Origin of the sequence: Bacillus sp. AF23, assembly GCF_020861455.1 — a bacterium.
GTDB classification, from domain to species: domain Bacteria; phylum Bacillota; class Bacilli; order Bacillales; family Bacillaceae; genus Bacillus; species Bacillus halotolerans.
Window position 1 is genome coordinate 53,599 of sequence record NZ_JAJHVY010000022.1, and the last position, 25,121, is coordinate 78,719.

Consider the following 25,121-nt stretch of genomic DNA (forward strand, 5'->3'; position numbering starts at 1 on the left):
GTCATTTTCAAGTTTTATTTGGTTAACACCGCTTCTTTTACATGAGGAAGCACAGTGTCCTGATAAATTTCAGTCGGATATTTCCCTGTAAAGCAAGCAAGACATTGCCCGCAATTCGAGTCTTCGTATTTTCTGCCGATTCCTTTCAGCAGCCCTTCGACACTCAAAAATGAGAGAGTGTCGGCTCCGATTTCCTGACGGATTTCTTCAACCGAGTGGGAGGACGCGATCAGCTCTTCATGTGTGGACGTATCAATGCCGTAAAAGCACGGATGAGCGATCGGCGGCGAACTGATTTTCACATGCACCTCTGTCGCACCCGCTTCTCTGAGCATTGTTACGATCCGGCGGCTTGTTGTTCCGCGCACGATGGAGTCATCCACCATAACGACGCGTTTCCCTTCTACAACACCGCGCACCGCAGAAAGCTTCATTCTGACGCCCTGCTCACGAAGAGCCTGAGACGGCTGAATAAACGTTCTGCCCACATAACGGTTTTTGATTAATCCAAGCTCGTACGGGATGCCTGTTGCTTCCGCGTAGCCGATAGCCGCGGAAATACTGGAATCCGGAACGCCTGTCACGACATCAGCTTCAACCGCTGATTCCTGAGCGAGCATTTTTCCAAGGCTTTTACGCGCACTGTGCACGTTAATGCCGTCAATATTGCTGTCAGGTCTTGAGAAATAAATGTACTCCATGCTGCAAATGGAACGGTTGATATTCATGGAGAAGCGCTCTGATTTCATGCCATCATCATTGATAATCAGCATTTCTCCCGGCTCCACCTCGCGAAGGTACGTCGCACCGACGACATCAAATGCGCATGTTTCTGAAGCGACGACATAAGCGTCTCCCATCATGCCGATTGACAGCGGTCTAAGCCCGTTCGGGTCAAGCGCTACGATCATTTCTGTTTCAGTCATGATCAGGAACGCATAGGCGCCTTTCAGCATAGAAAGCGAGTTTTTAATCTGATCCTTCAGCGTGAAGTGACCGCTTCTTTTGATCAGGTGAGCCAGAACCTCTGTATCCGAAGAGGTCTGGAATATGCTCCCTTGATTTTCAAGCTGCTGCTTCAGCTGAGTGGCATTCACCAAGTTTCCGTTATGGGCAAGCGCCAGGCTGCCGTTGTTTTGAGAGCGGAAGAGGAGCGGCTGAACATTTTCATATCCGCCGCCGCCAGCCGTTGCGTACCGAACGTGTCCGATTGCGCCTTTCCCCTTTACTTTGCTGAGCTCACCGTTTTGAAATACTTCAGTGATCAGTCCTTGGCCTTTATGCGCCGTCAGCTTTTCACCGTCAGTCGCCACAATGCCCGCGCCCTCCTGTCCTCTGTGCTGGAGGCTGTGAAGGCCGTAATACGTGATTTGCGGGGCTTCTTCATGCCCCCAAATCCCAAAAACGCCGCATTCTTCATTTAAGCCTTTGATTTCAGCAAGCATGGGATAGCTCCTTTCCACGCGCGTTCAAGCTCTTTTGTCTGCGCGTGAATCAATTGTTGTCCGTCTTGGTTTTGAATGCTCAGAAGTCCGTCAGCTGTTACCTCACCGATATGAACCGCATCTTGTACAGCTGCTTCAAACGCTGCTTGATGTTCTTTTTTCACAGAAACGACGAAGCGGGATTGAGATTCAGAGAATAATAACGCTGCTTCCCCTTCAACAATCACGTTAGCGCCAAGGTTTTCCGTCGTCATGACACTTTCAGCAATCGCTACGCCTAAGCCGCCTTCAGATACATCGTGCGCTGATTGAACAAAGCCTTGTTTGATCGCGTCAAGCAGTGCCTTTTGGCGTGCCTGTTCTACATCTAGATCGATTTGCGGCGCTTTGCCGTAAATGCGGCCTTCTGTCATTTTTTGCAGCTCGCTTCCGGCAAACTCAGGTTGTGTTTCGCCGATGACGTACACGAGGTCGCCCGCTTGTTTGAAATACTGCGTTGTGATGTGTGCTGTATCTTCAATTAAACCGACCATGCCGATCACAGGTGTCGGGTAGATCGCCGTTCCGTTTGATTCGTTGTAAAGCGATACGTTTCCGCCGATCACAGGTGTGCTGAGAACGTTGCACGCCTCACTGATGCCGTCAGCCGCTTTTTCAATCTGCCAGAAGATTTCTGGTTTTTCTGGGTTTCCAAAGTTCAGGTTATCTGTAACCGCAAGCGGTTCTGCACCTGAGCAAACGATGTTGCGCGCCGCTTCAGCGACAGCGATTTTTCCGCCGACCTCTGGATCAAGGTAGAGATAACGGGCGTTACAGTCAGTTGTCATCGCCAGCGCCTTTTTCGTTCCGCGGATTCTGAGAACACCCGCATCAGACCCAGGAGCGACAACTGTATTCGTCCGCACCATGTAGTCATACTGGTCGTAAACCCACTCTTTGCTTGCGATCGTCGGCTGCTGCAGGAGCGCCTTCAGTGTTTCATTCGCATCGTCAATTTGAGGAGCCGGGACATCCGTCTCTAAAAATTCGCGGTAGTAAGCAGGCTCTTGAGAAGGCTTGTGGTAAACCGGCGCTTCTTCTGCCAAGGCATCAACAGGGAGCTCGCATACAACCTCACCTTTATGTGTCAGGCGCAGCAGTTTATCATCTGTTACACGTCCGACAGAAACCGCTTCAAGATCATACTTGTCAAAAATATCGATGATTTCCTGCTCACGTCCGCGCTCGATAACAAGCAGCATCCGTTCCTGTGATTCAGAAAGCATCATTTCATAAGCAGTCATGCCTGTTTCACGCTGCGGAATCAAGTCAAGGTTCATTTCAATGCCTGAACCCGCTTTACTTGCCATTTCCGCGCTTGAGCTGGTCAGACCGGCAGCTCCCATATCCTGAATGCCGACTAACGCATCACATTGGATGACTTCCAGACACGCTTCAAGCAAAAGCTTCTCCATAAACGGATCGCCGACTTGGACAGCAGAACGCTTTTCTTCAGATGAGTCTGACATTTCTTCAGAAGCAAACGTAGCACCGTGGATTCCGTCACGCCCTGTTTTCGCTCCTACGTACATTACTGTGTTTCCGACACCCTTTGCCTGGCCTTTTTTGATGTCTTCATGATTGATTAATCCGACGCACATTGCGTTGACAAGCGGATTTCCTTCATAGCTGCTGTCAAATTGCACTTCGCCGCCGACTGTCGGGATTCCGATGCAGTTCCCGTATCCGGCGATACCTGCTACTACTTCTTCAAACAAGTACTTCACGCGCGGTGAAGTCAGTTCACCAAATCGAAGAGAGTTTAATACAGCGATAGGACGCGCCCCCATTGAAAAGACATCACGGATTATGCCGCCTACGCCAGTCGCAGCGCCTTGGTACGGTTCGATGGCTGATGGATGGTTATGCGATTCAATTTTGAATACAACCGCTTGGTTGTCACCGATATCAACGATTCCGGCACCTTCCCCCGGACCTTGCAGCACGCGTTCGCCGCTCGTCGGGAATTTACGCAAAATCGGCTTTGAGTTCTTGTAGCTGCAATGCTCTGACCACATGACTGAAAAAATTCCGATTTCTGTGTAGTTCGGCAATCTGCCAAGAATGGATTCAATCAATGCAAACTCATCATCACTGACACCCATTTGCTGATATAATCTCTCTTCTTTAATTTGTTCTTTACTTGGTTCAAGCAGTAGTGACATGAGTTTCCCTCCAATTTTTCACGATAGACTGAAACAATGTAAGACCGTCGGCGCTTCCAAGCAGTTCATCGACCGCGCGCTCAGGATGAGGCATCATGCCTAATACATTTCCTTTTTCATTAACAACACCGGCAATATCGCTGACACTTCCGTTAATATCGGAACCGTATGTGAAAGCAATTTGATTGTTTTCTTTTAATGAAGCAAGCGTTTCATCATCACAGTAGAAATTCCCTTCACCGTGGGCAACCGGAACCGTAATCGCTTGGCCCTTTTCATAGGAAGAGGTGAATAATGTTTCGTCGTTCTGCACGATTAATTCAACCGGACGGCAAATGAACTTCAAGTCTTTGTTGCGTCTCATTGCACCTGGCAGAAGGCCAAGCTCCTGTAAAATCTGAAATCCGTTGCAGACGCCGAGAACAGGTTTTCCTTCAGCCGCTGCCTGTTTTACAGCTGGCATAATATTCGCAAAACGGGCGATGGCGCCGCATCTCAAGTAATCTCCGTAAGAAAAACCTCCCGGAATTAACACCCCGTCAAAGCCGTCAAGGCTTGTTTCCTCGTGCCAGACGTATTCCACATCATGACCGAGTTCATCCTTTACGGCGTAAAACATATCGATATCACAGTTAGAGCCAGGTAACACAATCACCGCAAATTTCACTGTGCGACTACCTCCTCAACCTCGTATCTGTAATCTTCAATCACTGTATTCGCAAGAAGTTTTTCGCACATTTCTTTGACTAGCACGTCAAGATCACGGTCAGACTTTTCGATTGTTAGCTCCATGTATTTCCCGATGCGCACGTCGGCGACTTCCTTGTAAGACATACTGTGCAAGGCATGCTGGACAGCGCTCCCTTGTGGATCCAGTACACTTTCTTTTAAGCTGACATAAACTTTTACTTTATACATGATGAATGCCTCCCAGTCTTTTGAAAATCTCTTCGTATGCGTCGGTTAAGCTTCCCAGATTGCGTCTGAATAAATCTTTGTCCAGCTTTTCGTTCGTGTCTTTATCCCACAAGCGGCATGTGTCAGGTGAAATTTCATCCGCCAAAAGCACTTGCCCGTCTGCATCTAAACCGAATTCAAGCTTGAAATCTATTAATCTGACGTGACAATCGTCAAAAATGCTTTGAAGCTCTTCATTTACTGTTTTTGTAATGGACTTAATGGTTTCTACCTGTTCAGGAGTCGCCGCTTTCAGCAGCCAAATATGATCTTCTGTGATGAGCGGATCACCCAGCGCGTCATCCTTGTAGTAAAACTCGATAATCGGCTGTTCAAGCTTCGTGCCTTCTGGAATGCCGAGACGTTTGGACATGCTTCCTGCCACCACATTTCTGACAACGACTTCCAGCGGCACAATCGTTACCTTTTTAATGAGCTGCTCTGTTTCCGAAATGCGCTCGATAAAGTGGTTGTTAACCCCTTTTTCGTGAAGGTGTTTGAAAATCAGGCTTGAGATCTCATTGTTTAAGCGCCCTTTGCCGCTGATTTCCGCCTTTTTTTCTCCGTTAAAGGCAGTTGCAGAATCTTTATACACCACATACAGCGTGTTTTCGTCGTCGGTTTTGTAAATCTTTTTCGCTTTTCCTTCATATAAAAGTTCATTCTTCACAATATTCACGGAAGGCCTCCTAACCCGAATGTTGGGAATTTTCAAACTAAGGCAGCATAGAAGAAGCCGCCTAAAAGCTTCTTCTATGCTAAACCTAAACGTTCAAAGATCAGATCTACATTTTTCAGATGGTAATGATAATCAAAGCAGTCAGCAATTTTTTCCGGAGAAAGACGGGAAGTGATTTTCTCTTCCGCTTCCACAAGCTCACGGAACGGTACTTGCTTTTCCCATGCCTCCATTGCTTTCGGCTGCACTGTGTCATAAGCTTCTTCACGAGTCAGGCCTGTGTCAATCAATGCCAGCAGCACGCGCTGAGAGTAGATCAGCCCCAATGTGCGGTCCATGTTGCGCTTCATGTTTTCCGGGAAGACCGTTAAGTTCTTCACGATGTTGGAGAAGCGGTTCAGCATGTAATTCAGCCCAATTGTCGCATCCGGAAGAATAATCCGCTCCGCTGAAGAATGAGAAATATCGCGCTCATGCCATAATGGAACATTTTCGTAAGCTGTCATCATGTAGCCGCGAATGACACGCGCTATACCTGTCATGTTTTCAGAACCGATCGGATTCCGTTTATGCGGCATAGCTGATGAACCTTTTTGCCCTTTCGCAAAAAATTCCTCGACCTCGCGTGTTTCACTCTTTTGCAGTCCGCGGATTTCAACTGCGAATTTCTCAATGCTTGTCGCAATCAAAGCAAGTGTCGCCATATAATCAGCATGGCGGTCACGCTGAAGCGTTTGTGTTGAAATCGGTGCGGCTTTCAGGCCGAGTTTCTCACAAACATACTGCTCTACAAACGGATCAATGTTCGCGTATGTGCCGACAGCACCGGAAATCTTACCAACCTCGATGCCTTCCTTCGCTTGTTTAAAGCGTTCCAGATTGCGTTTCATTTCTTCGTGCCAAAGCGCCAGTTTTAAACCAAATGTTGTAGGCTCTGCGTGTACGCCGTGTGTACGGCCCATCATGACGGTGTATTTATGTTCTTTCGCTTTTTCTTTTATAATGTCAACAAATCTCTCAAGGTCCTTGAGCAGAATGTCATTTGCCTGTTTTAATAAGTAAGAAAGAGCGGTATCTACGACGTCAGTTGACGTTAAGCCGTAATGCACCCATTTTCTTTCTTCGCCCAATGATTCGGATACAGCGCGCGTAAAAGCAACTACGTCATGGCGCGTGTCCTGTTCGATTTCTAATATGCGGTTGATGTCAAATGACGCGTTTTCGCGCATCAGCTTTACGTCTTCTTTTGGAATAACGCCAAGCTCCGCCCACGCTTCACAGGCAAGAATTTCAACCTCTAACCATGCTTGAAATCTGTTTTCATCCGTCCAAATCGCGGACATTTCAGGTCTTGAATAACGTTCGATCATTCTGCTTGTCCTCCGTCTCTATTTCTCCATTTATTTGTGATCTCCTGAATCCATTCGTCTTCAGGCTGCTTCATAAAAGTAATATGCCCCATTTTGCGGCCTTTTTTGATTTCATGTTTTCCGTATACATAAAGCTTTGCTTCTTTTAAAAGCTCCGGCTCTTCCTCTGGGATCTTCACTTCATCGCCGAGAAGATTCACCATCATGCCAGGCTTCAGCAGCTCCGTTTTTCCAAGCGGAAGGCCGCAGACCGCTCTGATATGCTGTTCAAACTGGCTTGTTTCGCAAAGATCCAGCGTGTAATGTCCTGAATTGTGCGGTCTTGGCGCCAGTTCATTAACCAAAAGCTCATCGCCCTCTGTCAGGAACATTTCAACAGCAAGCGGTCCGACAAGGTTCAGCTCATCTGCGAGCTTAACGGCCAGCTCATCAGCCTTTTCCTGAATCCTTTCTTCAACCCGTGCAGGCACGATGCTTTGGAACAGAATATTATTGTGGTGAATGTTTTCTGCGGCCGGGAACGTCGAAATCTCTCCGTTTACCGATCTGACAACAATCACGGACAGTTCCATTTTAAAAGAAACCCAGCTTTCGAGAATGCAGGTTCCGTGCTCTAAAAGAGCTGAAGCCTCTTCTATTTGTGACGTTTCCTTGATGACAAATTGGCCTTTGCCGTCATATCCGCCGCGGCATGTTTTCAGCACTGCGGGAAGCCCCAGCGACTGAACCGCCTCTTTCAGCTCATCCATTGTTTTGACGATGCGGTAAGGTGCAACTTCACAGCCCGCGGATTGAATCGCTTTTTTCTCTGCTTCACGGTTTTGGGTAATGAGCAGCAGCTCACTTCCTTGCGGGAGATACGCATGACCTTTCAGCCAATGCAGCGCATCATAATCAATGTTTTCAAACTCATACGTGATAATATCACTGATCTCAGCCAATTTCCGAATCGCTTCGCGGTCGTTGTATGAAGCGGTGATTTCAATATCCGCCACCTGCCCGCACGGCGAGTCTTTTACCGGATCGACGACCGCGACTTTATACCCCATTTGTTTTGCGGAGACAGCCATCATTTTTCCAAGCTGTCCGCCGCCGATAATGCCGATGACGGCTCCCGGATAGATGATTTGATTAGACAAGCTGATCACTGCTTTCTAACACTGTTTGTTTTGTATTTTCTCTTCTTTCATCTAACTTTCTGGCCAGATCCTCGTCAAAAGCTGACAAAATTTGCGCCGCTAACAGACCTGCGTTCACAGCGCCCGCTTTTCCGATGGCTGTTGTGGCAACCGGCACGCCTCCAGGCATTTGCACGATGGAAAGAAGTGAATCGAGTCCGTTCAGCGCCTTGGATTGAACCGGAACACCGATGACCGGCAGCGTCGTTTTAGCAGCTGTCATCCCCGGCAGGTGCGCCGCTCCTCCAGCACCGGCGATAATGACCTTGATGCCTCTTTCTCTGGCTGTTTCAGCGTACTCAAACATGAAATCAGGCGTCCGGTGAGCGGAAACCACCTTCTTTTCGTACGGCACTTCAAGTTCTTCAAGTATGTCGCATGCGTTTTTCATTGTCTCCCAATCGGAAGTGCTTCCCATGATGATTCCTACTAGCGGCTGCATTCTGTTCCCACCTTCTAATGCTTTAGTTTTCAGAAAATAAAAAATACCCGGCTTTGTATTGTCTTATGAGGAAGCAATACAAACCGGGCATGGTGCATGTATCGGCAGTCGTTCGCTTCTGCGATATATCCATGTCAGTTTTATCGATCACTTTCCTGCATAGTCCGGCAATTTACGGTTGCCGGGTAGAAACTTATGGGCCATATTCCCAAGATTATATGAGGTCGTGTTTTGATTTCATGTTTATCTTAACAACGGACTTGGATAATGTCAACGATATTATCGAACGATACAAAAATTCATTCTTCTAATGTTCGTGTTTTAGATCAATTTCCCTTCAAATACGATTTTTTTTCCGCACGGAACGATCTGAATTGACCCATTTTCCATCTTTTCCTTGAAAATCGGCTCTTCCATTCGACGTACAGGCATATATCCTTCTTCTTTCATTTGCTGAAGCACTGCTTCTATCGTTTGCTGTTCTGTCACTTCAAACTTTTTCTTCTTCGGCTTTGCCATTATTCTTTAATTCTCCTCTTCTTCACCGCTTTGACCCAGAAGCCGCCGTGGATCGTTTTTGGTTCATACGCAATAATAAAAGCTTTCGAATCAAGCGTTTTAATCGTATCATACAGCTGCAGCTCATATCTTCTCGGCGTCAAAATCTGCAGGGCCGTGCGGTCGCCTTCAAGCCCGCCGGCCACCCAATTCGTTACGCCGTAGCCTTTTTCACGAAGCTGCCTTGGAAGATCGAGGTCAAGCTCTTTTGTAATCACATTGACCATAATATAGCCAAGCGCCAGTTTTTCTTCGATTTTCATGCCGACAATAACGCCCAAACCATAGCCGAGTGCGTACGCAATCACGTTTTGAATCTGGTCTAAGTTATCAAGCACAAGGCTCAGCCCTGTCACATAAACCAGAATTTCAATGGTGCTGATTCCGGCCGCTAAATACCGCTGGCCTTTCAGTGTTAAAATCATTCTTATTGTAAAAAATGATACATAAACAACATTGATAATCAGAATAATGAGAACCATTGCTAATCCGTTTGATAATAAGGTTTGCATCATTTTATAAAACCTCCTTACTCATTCAACTTACGTAAAGCATTCATATTCTACTAGAGAATTGAACCCTTTACAATCAGCTATGGCCGTCATCGCAGGCAAAATTTTTCGACACACTCTCTTCATCACTCAGCAATAGTTTACCCTCTTTCTGTCCTTTTCAAAATCCAAACAAAAAAGCCCGCTTTTCAGCAGACTCATTTTTCTTTATCTATTGTCACATCTCTTTTTTCATTTTCCGAAGGGACTCATATTCTTTCTCAAGTTCACTCAGCGTATAATCAGCGAGCTGTTCCCCTCTTCCGCGATAAAATTCTGAGAGCATTAATTTGGTTTTTAAAAATTCCTTCTTTTGATAAATCGCCTGACGAAGTAAATGGGCCATGTCCATCATCCTCCACCGCATTTTCCTCATCATACACGGATTAATCCTACAATTCAACTATGTTTTTTAGATATATTTGTAAAAACTGTGACATCAAAAAAACCGGCGTTTTCAGCCGGTTTTTTTACATTAAAGCGGGATAAGCGATGCCGTAAAATATTCAGAAATAAACGGCCAAGTCACTGCCACAAACAGCAGCGCAACTGCTAAAACAGCAAACACACAATAGATATAGTCAATCGGTGCCTCGCTTGCCGCCTGATACAGACGCTGTACATATAACGCCATCATAAAGAAGATCGAAAACAGCATTAACACTGTAAAAAGGACAGTCAGCATCGGTACATTCACGATCGCAAATATCATCCAAATGATTGAAACGGCGATCACCGGAACAAGCAATGAGCCAAAACCAGCCGCAGCTTCCTTGAATGATACCTTTTGCTTCATCATATACCGAGACACGGCCCATATGGAGAAGACCATAACAGCAAAAAAGACGAGCATATACACAAGAACAACAAAAAATCCGTCATAAAACGCGTGATGGCGCTCTCCAAAACCAAGCGGCCTGTTCCAGCTCGCCTTTAACTGAAACCAGTTTCCGATTGAAAAAACGATACTAAATATGAGCATTGAAATAAGTCCATATTTATAATGAGAGAAACCATCTGCCACAACAGTTTTCGCCGGGGACTTTAATATTGAAAAAGCAAAGCCGCAATATCTGTTAATGGCTGCGCAAACAGAGGATAGCTTTTCTTTCACAGACGATTCTACGCGTTCCTTATGTTGTTTCTGCTTTTGTTTCTGCTTTTGCTTGCTTTGGCGGCTGGCTTTTCTGGACATCCGCGAAAGCGGCTCTTCATCTATTCCTTCATTCTGGTTAACTTCTTCTTCAAACGTTTCTTTTCTTTCTTCCGTCATGTTAGCAACTCCTATCAAAAATATACGGCGGAATACCATTCAGTAAGAAAATAAAACACTTATATAAGGTACCGAAGCCTTCCTGAACAGTCAAGTCATTTCCATTTAAGTAAACAATGGCGGCACATCTACATGACGGTATATGATATGAAATGGTTTTGCCTTTCGCAACAAAATAAAAAACCAGCCGCAACATCGCAGCTGGTTTTCATTCATTATTTCAAGAAAATAAAGTAAAGAATAAATACAACAAACAGTCCGTACATGATCGGATGAACCTCTTTGGCTTTACCTTTGCACACCATTGTAATCGGGTAGAAAATAAATCCGATCGCAATCCCAGTCGCAATGCTGTACGTTAGCGGCATCATGATCATTGTAAGGAAAGCGGGAACCGCCACTTCAAACTTATCCCAAGCGATTTTGCCAAGCGGCGCTACCATTAGTGCACCGACAATGATCAGTGCCGGAGCTGTTACATTTGACGTAACGACTGATAGAAGCGGCGAGAAAAACATAGCGAGTAAAAAGAGAAACCCTGTTACAATTGCCGCAAATCCGGAACGAGCGCCCGCAGCAACACCCGAGCTTGATTCCACATAAGACGTTGTCGTAGACGTCCCAAGCACGGAGCCGATAACGATGGAAGTTGAGTCAGCTAAAAGCGCACGGCCCGCACGCGGCAATTTGTTTTCCTTCATTAAACCAGCCTGTGTTGCCACAGCAACCAGTGTACCAGCCGTATCAAAAAATCCGACAAACAAGAATGTTAAAATGACGATCAGCATTTGCACAGAGAAAATATCCGGCAAGTGAATCCAAGCTTGTCCAAAGGTCGATTCAAGGCTCGGCACACTTCCGACGATTTGAGACGGAACCGGAACTAAACCGAAAATCATCCCGGCAATCGCCGTTAACAGCATCCCGATAAACACGCCAGCGTTCACGCGAAGCACCATCAAAATAACCGTTACGATGACACCGAAAATCGTTAACAGCACAGGACCGCTGTGAATGTTTCCGATTGTGACAAGGGTTGAAGGATTCGATGCAATAATTCCTGAGCCCTGCAAGCCGACAAATGTAATAAATAGGCCAATCCCCGCTCCGACTGCCAATTTCAGTTCAGGCGGAATGGCGTTAATGATTTTTTCACGAAATCCTGTTAAAGAAAGAGCAACAAAGATAAGTCCTGAAATGAAAACACCAGACAAAGCGGCCTGCCAGGAAATCCCCATACCGAGAACAACAGAAAACGCAAAAAACGCGTTCAGCCCCATACCGGGCGCAATGGCAATCGGATATCTCGCTATCAATCCCATTAAGATACAGCCTGCTGCAGACGCCAAAGCTGTCGCCGTAAAGACCGCGCCTTGATCTATTCTCAATGCTTCCGGAAAATCTTTCACACTTTCCAAAGCAAGCGTAATCGGATTGACGAACAGGATATACGCCATGGATAAAAAGCTCGTTAATCCGCCGATGATCTCGTTGCGATAGCTGGTGCCCAGCTCATCAAACTGAAAAAACTTTTTCAAGCTATATGACTCCCTTCATTCTTTGCTATTTATCCTGCCCTGAAATCGCCAAATAAAAAACGCCCCAATACATTTTGGGACGCTTGACTACAGACGGATTTCAGTTTGAATAAATAAACGTGTTTTATTTATATCAAACGAAAGAAATGTTTACGTAGTCAAGCCATTTACGGTAGCTTGGTAGAAACTTGCGAGCCATATCCCCGCGATTATACGAATTCATCTTATTTGATTTCTGAGTCTATTGTACCAAGTTCGATTTGAAATGACAATATAAATAACGAACATTAGTCAATTAAAAATCGATTTTGTTCGTAATAAACAAAAAAACCATCTTCTCGGCATAATTGCCAAAGAAAATGGTTTTCTCTATTTTTACTTATTCCCACTCAATCGTCGCAGGCGGCTTACTTGTAATATCGTACACCACGCGGTTAATGTGCTTCACTTCGTTTACAATACGTGTAGAAATGACTTCAAGCACATCCCATGGGATACGCGCCCAGTCAGATGTCATGCCGTCGATTGATGTAACGGCGCGGATTCCGATTGTGTAATCATATGTTCTTGCGTCACCCATAACACCAACGCTGCGGATGTCAGGAAGAACAGTGAAGTATTGCCAGATATCACGCTCTAAACCATGATTAGCAACTTCTTCACGGAGAATCGCATCTGATTCACGAACGATTTCCAGTTTTTCTTCTGTTACTTCGCCAAGAACGCGGATGCCGAGTCCCGGTCCTGGGAAAGGCTGGCGCCATACGATATCATCAGGAATGCCGAGCTCTGTGCCAAGCGCGCGCACTTCATCTTTGAAAAGCGTGTTTAACGGTTCGATCAGTTCAAACTGCATGTCTTCAGGAAGCCCGCCGACATTATGGTGAGATTTGATCGTTTGCGCCGTTGCTGTACCGCTCTCGATGATATCCGTGTAAAGCGTTCCTTGTGCAAGATAGTCGATGCCTTTAAGCTTGTCCGCTTCATCGTCGAACACATAAATGAATTCATTACCGATGATTTTACGTTTTTGCTCAGGATCAGAAACGCCTTTTAGTTTATTTAAGAATCTATCTTGCGCGTCTACTTTAATGACGTTCATGTTAAAGCCTTCGCTGAATGTTTTCATAACGCCTTCAGCCTCGCCTTTACGGAGCAGGCCATGGTCTACAAAGATACAAGTCAGCTGGTCGCCGATCGCTTTATGAATCAAAACAGCAACAACAGAGGAATCAACGCCGCCGCTAAGCGCGCAAAGAACCTGCTTGTCTCCGACCGTTTCACGGATTTTTTGCATTTCGATATCGATAAAGTTCTCCATTGACCATTTGCCTTCGCATTCGCAAACGCCGAATACAAAGTTTTTCAGAAGGTCATTGCCGTATTCAGAATGGCGCACTTCCGGGTGAAACTGAACGCCGTACCATTTTTTATCCGCTTTGCTCATTGCTGAGTTCGGGCAGTGATGGCTTGTCGCATCAACAGTGAAACCTTCAGGCACTTCTACAACCAAGTCACCGTGGCTCATCCAAACCACTTGTTCATTCGGAAGATCTTTGAACAAATCAGGTGTTCCTTCGATGTGGATGTTCGCTTTACCGTATTCACGCTGGCTGGCAGCTTCTACTTTTCCTCCAAGGTAATGAGTCATCAGCTGCATGCCGTAGCAAATTCCCAATACAGGAACATCTAATTCGAAGATTTTCTCGTCACAGCGGAAAGAGCCTTCATCATATACACTGTTCGGACCGCCGGATAAAATAATTCCTTTTGGATTCATTTCTTTAATTTCTTCAGCCGTCAATGTATGCGGATGCAGCTCACTGTATACACCAAATTCACGGATGCGGCGTGTAATCAGCTGATTGTACTGACTGCCGAAATCAAGGACAAGAATCATTTCATTCACTAACTTTGTCATGGTTGTCACCTAATCTCCTCTAAGTTTTTTGACACAGAAAAAAACGAGGACAGATATGAAACACGCTCCGCCCTCTTTGGCAAGGCCGTTTGCCGGAGTCAGGCAACTCGCTCCCAGACTCCGATAATATTCACTAATTCTAACAACACGTCGATAAGCGGTCAAGACCATCTTCTTTTAATTAAATTTTCCCATAACTCTCTGGAATCATTCCAAAGCTTTGCCGAATCGTCATTTCTGTACAGCGCCCGTTCATAGTTCGCTGTCAGCTTTAACATGTCTTCAGAATGATATGTTTCGTCGATTCGTTTTGCATACTCCCGCAGCGTTTCGCTGTCACGTTTAGGCAGGCCTCTTCTTTTCATCTGTTTCAGGAGCGCGCCGTATGCCTCAAAAAACACATGCTGATCACTGCGGTGCTTCAATTTTCTCACTGTGAAAACAGGAAGCCATAACGAACGGAAAACATAAAGCAAAACCGCTGTCAAAAGAACCGCAGCCATGGCGGCATACCAGCCTGCGCCAACGCTTGCATGCGCAGACGTTGTTTTTTTGGAAACGGCAGGCTCACGTTTATCCTTTTGTTTTTGCTCCTTCTCCGGCTGTGTTCTCTTTTCTTTCTGTTCCTCTTTTGCTTTCTCAGGCGAGCTGCTGCTTTCGCTGCCGGAATCCTTTGTATCGGAGGAAGCAAACTCAGCCGGATTTGTGAACCCTTTTGTCGGCTCAAAAGTGACCCATCCCTGCTCTGGAAAATACACCTCTACCCAGGAATGGGCGTTGTTATTTGTCACTTCATAGATGCTGCCGTTTTTGTTCCCCGCTTCTTTATATTCACCAGACGTATAACCTTTTACCCAGCGTGCCGGAATACCGGCCGAACGCAGGAGCACCACCATCGAGGACGAAAAGTTATCACAATAGCCCATCTTTGTTTCAAACAGAAATTGATCCACATAATCTTCATCATCTTTAGGGATGGTGACGTTTTCTGTTTCATAAGTGAACTCGTTTGATCCTAAATAGTCCTCAACAGCTTTGACCTTATCAAACATATTATCGTGATCCTGAGTCAGCTTGATCGCTAGCGTTCTCACCCGCTCAGGCAGAGTATCCGGCAGCTGCATATAGCGGTCGCTGAAGGTGTACTCCTCACTGTTTTGTCTCACTTTCACCTTTTTCAGCTCATCCTGTTTATAGACCGGGGAGTTGTACGTCACTGTATAACTGCCCATGTTCCGAATATCACCGGTCTGCTCACTGATCGGAGAAATTTGTTCAGTGTTCCCGTTCATTTCAAGCGAGACAGCCTGCTTTGGCTTAATATTTTGCGCACCAATCGGATACATTACATGGTTATATCCGTAACGCTCATCGACCTTCACGCGTACAGTGTTCCGCTCTGTGGAAACCTTATGATCAAACCACAGATTTTCAACGTTGCCTCCGCTAAGCTGATACGACATGCCCGTGTCTGTTTCAATCCAGCCTTTTCCCGTATACGTATCCTTTGTTTCCACGCGGAAATATGTGCGCTCTTTTCCCTGCCACGTGAAAACAGGGCTAGCGTCCTGCTGAAACGGACCGCCAAGCGATTCATCATGATTCCCGTATCCGATTTTGCTTTCTCCTGCCGGCACACGATCATGATTGGTGACTTTTTTGAGAAAAGGAACGGGATCCGGCCAATTCGGATCTGATTTCGGCGCGGCAAGCCCAAATCCCACCGCGGCCAAAATCAGCACGGACAGGGGGAGAAACCATTTCAGAACAGCCGCTTTCGGTAACGTTATTCGTTCCATCAGCTTAATGCGTTCCAAATACAGAAGGCCCAGCATAAAGAAGCCAATCAGCACGATACGGATAACAGCGTAAGCGGCGTCATAAGGCGTAAATGTATCAAGAATCGTAATATACGCCACTGTCATCATAAAGAAAAATAAGATCCTCCTCTGGTAAATCACCCAGTAATGAAGGAGATAGACCAGCAGCCACAGCAGCACAAAAAACAGCAGGGTCCGAAAAGAAGGAATCATATTATTCCATTGTCCTGTCTGAATAAATGTGATATTCAAATAGACATCCTGTAAAAAAGAGCTGACCCAGCTTAAGTCAAAAATAGACCCTTCGTAAAACAGAATGTGTATCGAAATGAATGTAAATAAGACACAAAAAGGAACGGTGACAAACCACCTCATCCTGAAGAAAGTCAGCAGAAACGTCAAGCCGATAAAAACAATAAAAAAGCCTGTATGCTTCGTGTCTGTAAAATGGTCCAGCGGCCTGAGCCACTCCCACAGCAATAAAAAAGCCAGAAAATAAAATAACAGCAAGCTCAGACGGCTTCCCTTCTGGTCATCAAGCGGCATGTACACTGTCACCTCTCTTTCTAAACAACACGCGAAGCTCGGCCGCCTCTCATGATTTGAACCCTGATTTGGTGTTTCAGCATGCGTTCGATCATCATATGCTCACCTTGGGAAAGATCGGCGTCTTTCTCTTTTGCCAGTATAATGGTAACCGGACCGATCCCTGCTTCTGACGTCTTCACCAAATCCTCCGTAATCTGTCCCGTGACAATCACTTTATCAGCCTGGCCAACAGACGGCTTCCCAAGCTCCTCACCCGCAAAACGGCTTACGCGGTCAGCAGCATCACAATCACAAACGGCTAAGTGATGGAGCATGTGTTTAAAATGCCGCTCTCCCTCCTGAATCGGAAAAATGGACCTTTCCTTTCCTACTGAAGCCAGACCTGCTCCTGCGCCATTTTTCAAAACAGAATGAAGAATCGAAGCTGTCACGGAAACGACCTCTTCGAATGCGTCAGAGCTAAAACGGTCCATCAGAAGAAACAGGTTTTTGTTTCTCGACGGTTCAAATTCCTTCGTCATCAGCTGGCTCCGTCTCGCCGAAGTCTTCCAGTCTAACGCCGCAAAACGGTCTCCCGGCTGATAGTTCCTTACACTCGCTGCGACAGAAGAGTGGTGCTGATGAACAGGTGATGCCCCGCTTACGCCATCTTCCTGATATCGCTCATTCAGCTGATACTGAAGAGGCTGAAAGAAAGGATAAACAAACACCGAATCGTCTGCCCCATAAAACGACGTTTTTCCAATCAGTCCGAGGACATCCCCGGTCCGCACCCTGATGGCATGAAAATGATGCTCTCCACGCGGTACCGGCGTTATTTGATATGACATCGTGATGCTCCGTTTGAACCATGGGAACACCAGCTGTTTGGCCAAAGCTTCATCTCCGTTTAATGGCTCTAACCCTGACGGCAGACAATCTTCAATCACCATATACATCAGGGGAAACGGCAGTTTTCTTTTAAGCGTAACCGAAGCTTCCAGCCTATCTCCCGCATGCAATTGCGTTTTGACGATATGCCGCGACACCTGAAAGGAGCGGAGCGGGTACATCGCCAGCAGACCGGCGTATACAACAAAAGGGAGAAATGAATAAAACAAAAACCAGCTGACAAAGCCGCCCTGAAACATTGCATAAGAGAAAACAGCACCCGTCAATAACGTTAATACGAGCAGTTTCCACCCGTACATCAACCATTGAAATTTCTTTTTCATCAGCGGACCGACGACCTTTGAACCGGAACTTTCACGCCAGACATGATCTCCCGTATGATTGTTTCTGCCTGGATCCCTTCAAATTTTGCTTCAGGCTGCAGGAGCATCCGGTGCGGCAGCGTATAAGGGGCAAGATATTGAATATCATCCGGAATGACATAATCGCGGTCATGAAGCAGCGCAAATGCCTGGGCCGCTTTCATGAGAGCGATGGATCCGCGCGGACTGACGCCTAAGTGAACAGAGGCATGCTGTCTCGTCTTTTGCACGATTTCGACAATATATTCCTTCATGCTGTCATCAGCACGGACATCCTGCACTTCTCTCTGCAGGCGGATGAAATCTTCTCTTGAAATTACAGGCTCAAGTGTCTCAATCGGATGGCTTTTTTCCTGAAGAGATAAGACATCCAATTCCTCTTCAAAGGACGGATAGCCCATGCGAAGTTTAAATAAAAAACGGTCAAGCTGGGCTTCCGGCAAAGGATATGTCCCTTCATATTCCACAGGGTTTTGCGTTGCCATAACAAAAAATGGAGCGGCAAGCGGCATTGTGTTGCCGTCTACCGTGACGCTTCCCTCTTCCATCGCTTCAAGCAAGGCAGACTGTGTCTTAGGGGATGTTCGGTTGATTTCGTCAGCCAGCACGATATTCCCCATAATCGGGCCCGGCCGGTATTCGAACTCCATTGTTTTCGCATTATAAATAGAAACACCCGTTACATCGGAGGGCAGCAAATCCGGCGTGAATTGAATTCGTTTAAAATCAGCGCCGATCGATTTCGCCAGAGCGCGAACCATCATCGTTTTCCCTACGCCCGGCACATCCTCAAGCAGCACATGTCCTTTGGCAAGAATAGCTACTAAGCTGAGTTTTGCGATGTCCCGTTTTCCAACCATTACTTTATCGATATGTTCAACTGCTTTTCCCAGCAAAGGATGCAGGTCTTCTTGGTATGACATTCTCTTCCTCCTAGTCATCTACAAAAATCATCATATAGTAACCTAACTTTACCACAAAAAACGACCTGTATAAAAAAACGATTCTAGCAAATTACTGCCAATACATACAGGGCAATCAAACAAAAAAAGCCTCCCATGACAGGAAGCTCTCATTACCCAGTTATTTGTTTTGCAAAGGCTCCATATGAACATGCGAATAATCAATTGCATGCTCCTCCTTCATTCTCCGCTCAATTTCATTCGCAATATCATGGCTTTCTGTAATATTTAATTCTGATGACACTTCAACCACTACATCTACGTGCACAGAGCTGCCCAAATATCTCGCCTTGATGTCTTTTAACCGGCTGACACCGGAGATTTTTTCGATCGTCTGTTTATAATCGGACATGTCCTTTACGTCAAAGCCATCAGTCAATGAATGCGATGATTCCTTAAAAATATCCCATGCCGTTTTGCAAATGAGAAGGCCGATGACAAACGCAGTCACCGTGTCAATCCATGCAAGATGGAATTGCGCGGCCAAAATACCGATAAACGTGCCGACACTGACGAATGCGTCCGATTTATTATCAGCCGCTGCCGCAAGCAGCGCTTGGCTGTTCACCTTTTTGGCAAGCCTTTTGTTGTACTGATAGACAATCAGCATCATGACTGCCCCGCCTGCAGCCGTCCAAGCCGCAATCATATCCGGTGTTTCTTCTTTCACAGAAAAAATAGATTCACCGGCGCTGAAAAGCACTTGCAGGCCGACAACCATCATAATAAACGATGCGATAAGTGATGCAATTGTTTCCGCCCGAAAGTGTCCGTATGGATGATCTTCGTCAGGAGGCTTTTGAGAGATGCGGAGACCGATCAGCACAGCAACAGAAGCAATAATGTCTGTTGTGTTATTTAGCCCGTCTGCCGTAAGAGCTTCCGAGTGAAATACATAACCGATGATCAGCTTAATCGCGGACAGCACAAGATACGCGGCAATACTGACCAGCGCCCCGGATTCTCCCTTTTTCAGTTCATCATATCTCTCCATAAAAAACCTCCTCTCCGCTCATGTTTTCTATCATTATGATACAAAGCTGAACCGCAGTGGGTCTATAGAAACATGATTCACTCACCACAGAAAAATAGTGACGATAGAACATTTTTTACTCAAGGCAACTTAGTTTCATTTGTAAAAAGTGTTTCAAATCCAATGATACCAATACTTCTAGCCATCCAACACTTTTTCAAACATATAACAAATCAAAAAAACGGGTAATTGACGGAAAATTTTTTCTTTTATTTCGAACATATTCACTCCAAAAACAGCAAACAAAACCCTACAAATTTGAAATAAACTGTTATATTTTCTGACATAAATTTTCGACAAAATGTATATTTATGTTACAGTTTCAATTATCATAATATTCAGTAACAACTTTAATTTTCAAGGAGGTAACATATGAACCAGTCTCACTCAGGATTAAAAAAAGAATTAAAGACCCGACATATGACGATGATTTCTATCGCCGGCGTCATCGGAGCCGGATTATTTGTTGGCAGCGGTTCAGTGATTCACTCGACCGGGCCCGGTGCCATTGTCTCTTATGCATTAGCCGGATTATTGGTCATCTTTATCATGCGGATGCTTGGTGAAATGTCGGCTGTAAATCCGACAAGCGGATCATTCTCCCAATACGCTCATGACGCTATCGGACCGTGGGCAGGATTTGCAATCGGCTGGCTCTACTGGTTTTTCTGGGTTATTGTTATCGCTATTGAAGCAATCGCGGGAGCAGGCATTATCCAATACTGGTTCCACGATATTCCGCTTTGGATGACGAGCTTAATTTTGACGATTTTACTCACACTGACAAACATCTACTCTGTTAAATCATTTGGTGAGTTTGAATATTGGTTCTCCCTCATTAAAGTTGTTACAATCATCGCATTCTTAATCGTTGGTTTTGCATTTATTTTTGGCTTCGCCCCAGGCAGTGATCCAGTCGGTTTCGCAAATATCACGGGCCAAGGCGGATTTTTCCCGGAAGGCATAGGCTCTGTATTACTCGGAATTGTTGTCGTGATCTTCTCCTTTATGGGAACGGAAATTGTTGCGATTGCTGCCGGTGAAACATCAAATCCGGTCCAATCCGTAACCAAAGCGACCCGATCCGTTGTATGGCGCATCATTGTCTTTTACGTTGGTTCAATCGCCGTTGTCGTTGCGCTTCTGCCTTGGAACTCAGCGAATATTTTAGAAAGCCCTTTCGTCGCTGTTCTTGAACATATTGGAGTGCCGGCAGCCGCGCAAATTATGAACTTTATCGTCCTCACAGCTGTACTTTCTTGCCTGAATTCAGGTTTGTACACCACATCCAGAATGCTGTATTCACTTGCAGAAAGAAACGAAGCGCCGCGCCGCTTTATGAAACTGAGCAAAAAAGGAGTTCCCGTACAAGCAATTGTGGCCGGAACATTTTTCTCTTATATCGCGGTCGTAATGAATTACTTTTCACCTGACACCGTCTTTTTATTTTTAGTCAACTCATCAGGCGCAATCGCCCTGCTCGTTTATCTTGTTATCGCTGTTTCCCAGCTGAGAATGCGAAAAAGCCTCGAAAAAACAAACCCGGAAGCATTGAAAATCAAGATGTGGTTCTTCCCGTTCTTAACCTACCTGACCATTATTGCCATCTGCGGTATTTTAGTATCCATGGCATTTATTGAATCTATGAGAGATGAACTGCTGCTGACAGGCTTTATCACAGGCATTGTATTGCTTTCTTATCTTGTGTTCAGAAAACGCAAGGTGACTGAAAAAGCATCAGCCAAACCGGTCACTCAGCAGCAGCCCGATATCCTGCCTTAGCGGCAGGATTTTTTTTGTCACCTTCACGTCCTTAATGTCATTAACTATAGTACCAATTAGGGAATATTTAGATAAGGACAGATGAAAATGACACTTGAAAAATTTGCGGATGCTCTCCCAATCCCAGATACACTAAAGCCGGTACAGCAGTCAAAAGAAAGCACATACTACGAAGTAACCATGGAGGAATGCTATCATCAGCTTCACCGCGATCTCCCTCCAACCCGTCTGTGGGGCTATAACGGTTTATTCCCCGGTCCCACCATTAAGGCCAAAAGAAATGAAAACGTTTATGTGAAGTGGATGAATAACCTACCTTCAGAGCACTTTCTCCCGATTGATCACACCATTCATCACAGTGACAGCCAGCATGACGAGCCCGAGGTGAAAACCGTCGTTCATTTACACGGCGGCGTCACTCCAGATGACAGCGACGGTTATCCTGAGGCCTGGTTTTCTAAAGACTTTGAACAAACAGGCCCTTATTTTAAACGAGAGGTTTACCATTATCCGAATCAGCAGCGCGGAGCTATTTTATGGTATCACGATCATGCCATGGCGCTCACGAGGCTGAATGTGTATGCCGGGCTCATCGGTGCTTATATCATCCATGAACCAAAGGAAAAACGCCTGAAGCTCCCATCAGGTGAATACGATGTGCCGCTTTTGATCACAGACCGTACGATTAATGCTGATGGCTCTTTATTTTATCCGAGCGGACCGGAAAACCCTTCACCGTCACTGCCTAATCCGTCAATCGTTCCAGCCTTTTGCGGAGATACAATTCTCGTCAACGGGAAGGCATGGCCATACATGGAGGTCGAACCGAGAAAATACCGCTTCCGCGTCATCAATGCCTCTAATACGAGAACATATAACCTGTCACTTGATAATGGCGGAGAATTTATCCAGATCGGTTCTGATGGCGGACTTTTGCCGCGCTCCGTCAAGCTAAACTCCTTCAGCATTGCGCCGGCTGAACGCTTTGATATTCTCATTGACTTCGCCGCGTTTGAAGGACAATCGATCATTTTAGCAAACAGCGAGGGCTGCGGCGGTGACGTTAATCCAGAAACAGACGCAAACATCATGCAATTCAGAGTCACAAAACCGTTAGCCCAAAAAGACGAGAGCAGAAAACCAAAATACCTGGCATCTTACCCTTCGGTACAGCACGAAAGAATACAAAACCTCCGAACATTGAAGCTGGCTGGCACACAAGACCAATACGGCAGACCCGTCCTTCTTCTTAACAACAAACGCTGGCACGATCCTGTCACTGAAGCACCGAAAGCCGGTTCTACCGAAATATGGTCGATCATCAATCCGACTCGCGGAACACATCCGATCCATCTTCATTTGGTCTCCTTCCGTGTATTGGACCGGCGCCCATTTGATACAGCCCGTTTTGCAGAGCGCGGAGAACTGGCCTACACCGGACCCGCCGTTCCGCCGCCACCAAGTGAAAAAGGCTGGAAAGACACGGTTCAGTCCCACGCCGGTGAAGTCCTGAGAATCGCCGTAACATTCGGGCCATACACTGGGCGGTACGTTTGGCATTGCCACATTCTTGAGCATGAAGACTATGACATGATGAGACCGATGGATATAATTGACCCTCATAAATAAGTCCCATAAAACTTGCCTGCTGCAGGCAGGTTTTTTTATCTATGAAACTTTTTTCTTCCATAAATCGTATAACTTAGAAACAGCGAAGAAAGGAGCGGCTTTTTATGCTGACAAACGATCTCAAAGATAAAACAAATCAATACATTTCAATTTATGACGAATTAAAATCAAAATTAAGGTGGAAAGTTGCTCATAATCAGATATTAATGCTCATCTCCTCTGCATATATTGTGAATAAAAGAGATTTTGATTTTCAGCGCTTTTATGATTTAAGCAGCTATATAAAATCAAACATCGGCAGCTTCTCAACACTCAATTCTCACCACCGCTTTACTGTCGCTTCAATTCTGGATATTCATTTTCAGCATGAGGCGAAGCAAGCGTTTCTTCCTTTCATCGATGTATACAGCCAAATGGTGAAGCTTGGATATAAACGGGATATTTTCACGTACCTTTCCGCTCTGATTATGCTCACCGGCAAGACCGAAACGATAAACCAAAGAGAACAGATGAACATGGGGCTCTCTGTTTATCAGCAGATGAAGAAAAATCACTATTTCCTCACTTCAACTCAAAATGTTCCGCTTGCCGTATTGCTTGCCCAAAACGGAAATGGTTTGCGGGCGTTGAACAAGGCAGAAACATGCTATCAGATGCTGTCCGCTAACGGCTTTAAAAAAGGCCAATACTTACAACACGTCAGCCATATTCTTGCCCTGCAAAGTGAAAAAGACCCTGAAACCCTTGTTTCCCAATGCAAACTGATCTTTCAATCCATTACTGAATCTCATAAAAAGCCAAAAGATTTTCATTATCCCGATCTCGCCCTTCTCACATTCTTGGAAGAGCCGGACATCAAAACCGTTTTAGGCATCACTCATGAGCTGAACCAAGAAAAAGCATTTAAATGGGAAAAGGATATGAACTTCAAAATTGCTGTCAGCTTATATCTCAGCGAGTATATGGAGAAAAATCTGCTGATGGAATCAGGTCTTTACACAGCAATTGAAACGGCCATCCAAGCACAGCAGGCAGCCGCGACAGCTGTGATCATCAGTTCATCAGCCATTCATTCACATGACGGAAACTAAAGGAGGAGAAAACATGCCATATATCACATTAGAAGATCAGACCCGCCTATACTACGAAACTCACGGGAGCGGGACACCGATCCTATTTATACACGGCGTGCTTATGAGCGGACAATTTTTCCACAAACAACTTTCAGCGCTATCTGCCAATTATCAATGTATTCGTCTTGATCTTAGAGGGCACGGCGAATCCGACAAAGTTCTTCATGGACACACCATTTCCCAATACGCCCGTGATATCAAGGAATTTATGTGTGCGATGGAGCTTGATCCTGCCGTCCTTGTTGGCTGGTCAATGGGCGCTTTCGTGGTATGGGATTATATCAATCAATTTGGGAATGATAACATAAGAGCCGCTGTTATCGTCGATCAATCGGCTTCCGACTACCAATGGGACGGCTGGGGACATGGCCCGTTTGACTTTGACGGCTTGAAAACAGCGATGCACGCTATTCAAACTGAGCCGCTTCCATTCTACAAAAGCTTCATCAATAATATGTTCGCAGAGCCGCCAGCATCAACAGAAACAGAATGGATGCTTGCTGAAATTCTGAAACAGCCGGCAGCCATTTCAAGCACAATTTTATTTAATCAAACGGCAGCTGATTATCGCGAGACCATGCAAAACGTTCATGTGCCGACATTGTTATGCTTCGGAGAAGACCGCAAATTTTTCTCAATAGAAGCCGGAGAACACCTGCGTGAACATATTCCAAACGCAAAGCTCGTTACATTTTCTAAGAGCAGCCATTGTCCGTTTTTAGAAGAACCGGATGCTTTTAACAGCACGCTTCTGTCCTTTTTAGATGAGCAGATTGGAAAGTCATAAAGAAAAAGGAATTAGGAGATTAGGGCAAAGTATGAGACAATAAGAAATGTGCAGTAA

Annotated in this window: 22 protein-coding genes and 2 riboswitches; of the genes, 4 read left to right on the forward strand and 18 right to left on the reverse strand. The window is 45.6% G+C overall.

The window, feature by feature from the left end:
* Nucleotides 1–14 precede the first annotated feature (14 nt).
* From purF to mneS, 18 genes are all read right to left on the reverse strand, one after another.
* Nucleotides 15–1,445 (reverse strand): amidophosphoribosyltransferase, encoded by a 1,431-nt coding sequence (gene purF / locus LNN34_RS13020; RefSeq protein WP_024120445.1) that lies wholly within the window; start codon nucleotides 1,443–1,445, stop codon nucleotides 15–17.
* Nucleotides 1,421–3,649, reverse strand: coding sequence for a phosphoribosylformylglycinamidine synthase subunit PurL (gene purL / locus LNN34_RS13025; protein ID WP_229043590.1), 2,229 nt, complete (start codon nucleotides 3,647–3,649; stop codon nucleotides 1,421–1,423). The genes purF and purL overlap by 25 nt, the downstream gene beginning before the upstream one ends.
* Complete coding sequence (gene purQ / locus LNN34_RS13030) at nucleotides 3,633–4,316, reverse strand: phosphoribosylformylglycinamidine synthase subunit PurQ (protein ID WP_229043591.1); 684 nt, start codon at nucleotides 4,314–4,316, stop codon at nucleotides 3,633–3,635. The genes purL and purQ overlap by 17 nt, the downstream gene beginning before the upstream one ends.
* Nucleotides 4,313–4,567, reverse strand: coding sequence for a phosphoribosylformylglycinamidine synthase subunit PurS (gene purS, locus LNN34_RS13035; RefSeq protein ID WP_010333246.1), 255 nt, complete (start codon nucleotides 4,565–4,567; stop codon nucleotides 4,313–4,315). The genes purQ and purS overlap by 4 nt, the downstream gene beginning before the upstream one ends.
* Nucleotides 4,560–5,285: a phosphoribosylaminoimidazolesuccinocarboxamide synthase gene (gene purC / locus LNN34_RS13040; protein ID WP_229043592.1), complete on the reverse strand. Its 726-nt coding sequence runs from the start codon at nucleotides 5,283–5,285 to the stop codon at nucleotides 4,560–4,562. Before purC ends, purS begins: the two co-directional genes overlap by 8 nt.
* 74 nt (nucleotides 5,286–5,359) lie before the next feature.
* Nucleotides 5,360–6,655, reverse strand: coding sequence for an adenylosuccinate lyase (gene purB, locus LNN34_RS13045; protein ID WP_101861356.1), 1,296 nt, complete (start codon nucleotides 6,653–6,655; stop codon nucleotides 5,360–5,362).
* Complete coding sequence (gene purK / locus LNN34_RS13050; protein WP_106021509.1) at nucleotides 6,652–7,794, reverse strand: 5-(carboxyamino)imidazole ribonucleotide synthase; 1,143 nt, start codon at nucleotides 7,792–7,794, stop codon at nucleotides 6,652–6,654. Before purK ends, purB begins: the two co-directional genes overlap by 4 nt.
* Nucleotides 7,787–8,275 (reverse strand): 5-(carboxyamino)imidazole ribonucleotide mutase, encoded by a 489-nt coding sequence (gene purE / locus LNN34_RS13055; RefSeq protein WP_024120439.1) that lies wholly within the window; start codon nucleotides 8,273–8,275, stop codon nucleotides 7,787–7,789. The genes purK and purE overlap by 8 nt, the downstream gene beginning before the upstream one ends.
* A gap of 140 nt (nucleotides 8,276–8,415) precedes the next feature.
* Nucleotides 8,416–8,517: riboswitch (purine riboswitch) on the reverse strand.
* Nucleotides 8,518–8,596: 79 nt separating this feature from the next.
* On the reverse strand, nucleotides 8,597–8,794 hold the full coding sequence (locus LNN34_RS13060; protein ID WP_044152785.1) for an NETI motif-containing protein: 198 nt from the start codon (nucleotides 8,792–8,794) through the stop codon (nucleotides 8,597–8,599).
* On the reverse strand, nucleotides 8,794–9,348 hold the full coding sequence (locus tag LNN34_RS13065; protein ID WP_024120437.1) for a DUF2179 domain-containing protein: 555 nt from the start codon (nucleotides 9,346–9,348) through the stop codon (nucleotides 8,794–8,796). The genes LNN34_RS13060 and LNN34_RS13065 overlap by 1 nt, the downstream gene beginning before the upstream one ends.
* 214 nt (nucleotides 9,349–9,562) lie before the next feature.
* Entirely contained in the window at nucleotides 9,563–9,730 is a 168-nt protein-coding gene (locus LNN34_RS13070; RefSeq protein WP_010333239.1) for a Fur-regulated basic protein FbpA, read from the reverse strand.
* A 129-nt stretch (nucleotides 9,731–9,859) separates the two neighbouring features.
* Entirely contained in the window at nucleotides 9,860–10,657 is a 798-nt protein-coding gene (locus LNN34_RS13075; protein WP_229043593.1) for a hypothetical protein, read from the reverse strand.
* A 215-nt stretch (nucleotides 10,658–10,872) separates the two neighbouring features.
* Nucleotides 10,873–12,195 carry an NCS2 family permease gene (gene pbuG / locus LNN34_RS13080; RefSeq protein ID WP_229043594.1) on the reverse strand — a complete coding sequence of 441 codons (1,323 nt, stop codon included), beginning with the start codon at nucleotides 12,193–12,195 and terminating at the stop codon, nucleotides 10,873–10,875.
* Between the two features lie 135 nt (nucleotides 12,196–12,330).
* A riboswitch (purine riboswitch) is annotated at nucleotides 12,331–12,432 on the reverse strand.
* Nucleotides 12,433–12,574: 142 nt separating this feature from the next.
* Complete coding sequence (gene guaA, locus LNN34_RS13085) at nucleotides 12,575–14,116, reverse strand: glutamine-hydrolyzing GMP synthase (RefSeq protein WP_044152794.1); 1,542 nt, start codon at nucleotides 14,114–14,116, stop codon at nucleotides 12,575–12,577.
* Between the two features lie 161 nt (nucleotides 14,117–14,277).
* The gene (locus LNN34_RS13090) at nucleotides 14,278–16,482 is read right to left on the reverse strand and encodes a DUF4129 domain-containing transglutaminase family protein (RefSeq protein ID WP_215510785.1); all 2,205 of its coding nucleotides are present in this window, start codon (nucleotides 16,480–16,482) and stop codon (nucleotides 14,278–14,280) included.
* Nucleotides 16,483–16,502: 20 nt separating this feature from the next.
* Nucleotides 16,503–17,699, reverse strand: a complete 1,197-nt coding sequence (locus LNN34_RS13095) for a DUF58 domain-containing protein (protein WP_229043595.1) — start codon at nucleotides 17,697–17,699, stop codon at nucleotides 16,503–16,505.
* Nucleotides 17,699–18,661 (reverse strand): AAA family ATPase, encoded by a 963-nt coding sequence (locus tag LNN34_RS13100; RefSeq protein WP_229043596.1) that lies wholly within the window; start codon nucleotides 18,659–18,661, stop codon nucleotides 17,699–17,701. Before LNN34_RS13100 ends, LNN34_RS13095 begins: the two co-directional genes overlap by 1 nt.
* Before the next feature lie 160 nt (nucleotides 18,662–18,821).
* Nucleotides 18,822–19,694: a manganese transporter MneS gene (gene mneS / locus LNN34_RS13105; RefSeq protein WP_024120430.1), complete on the reverse strand. Its 873-nt coding sequence runs from the start codon at nucleotides 19,692–19,694 to the stop codon at nucleotides 18,822–18,824.
* Between the two features lie 411 nt (nucleotides 19,695–20,105).
* Between mneS and gabP the strand changes: the two genes are divergently transcribed.
* The 4 genes from gabP to LNN34_RS13125 all read left to right on the forward strand — a co-directional run bounded on the left by gabP (nucleotide 20,106) and on the right by LNN34_RS13125 (nucleotide 25,064).
* Nucleotides 20,106–21,515: a GABA permease gene (gene gabP, locus LNN34_RS13110; RefSeq protein WP_217828313.1), complete on the forward strand. Its 1,410-nt coding sequence runs from the start codon at nucleotides 20,106–20,108 to the stop codon at nucleotides 21,513–21,515.
* Nucleotides 21,516–21,602: 87 nt separating this feature from the next.
* Nucleotides 21,603–23,144, forward strand: a complete 1,542-nt coding sequence (gene cotA / locus LNN34_RS13115) for an outer spore coat copper-dependent laccase CotA (protein ID WP_229043597.1) — start codon at nucleotides 21,603–21,605, stop codon at nucleotides 23,142–23,144.
* A gap of 104 nt (nucleotides 23,145–23,248) precedes the next feature.
* Nucleotides 23,249–24,235 carry a DUF4003 family protein gene (locus LNN34_RS13120; protein ID WP_101863707.1) on the forward strand — a complete coding sequence of 329 codons (987 nt, stop codon included), beginning with the start codon at nucleotides 23,249–23,251 and terminating at the stop codon, nucleotides 24,233–24,235.
* A 13-nt stretch (nucleotides 24,236–24,248) separates the two neighbouring features.
* The gene (locus LNN34_RS13125) at nucleotides 24,249–25,064 is read left to right on the forward strand and encodes an alpha/beta fold hydrolase (RefSeq protein WP_059293382.1); all 816 of its coding nucleotides are present in this window, start codon (nucleotides 24,249–24,251) and stop codon (nucleotides 25,062–25,064) included.
* Nucleotides 25,065–25,121: the final 57 nt, after the last annotated feature.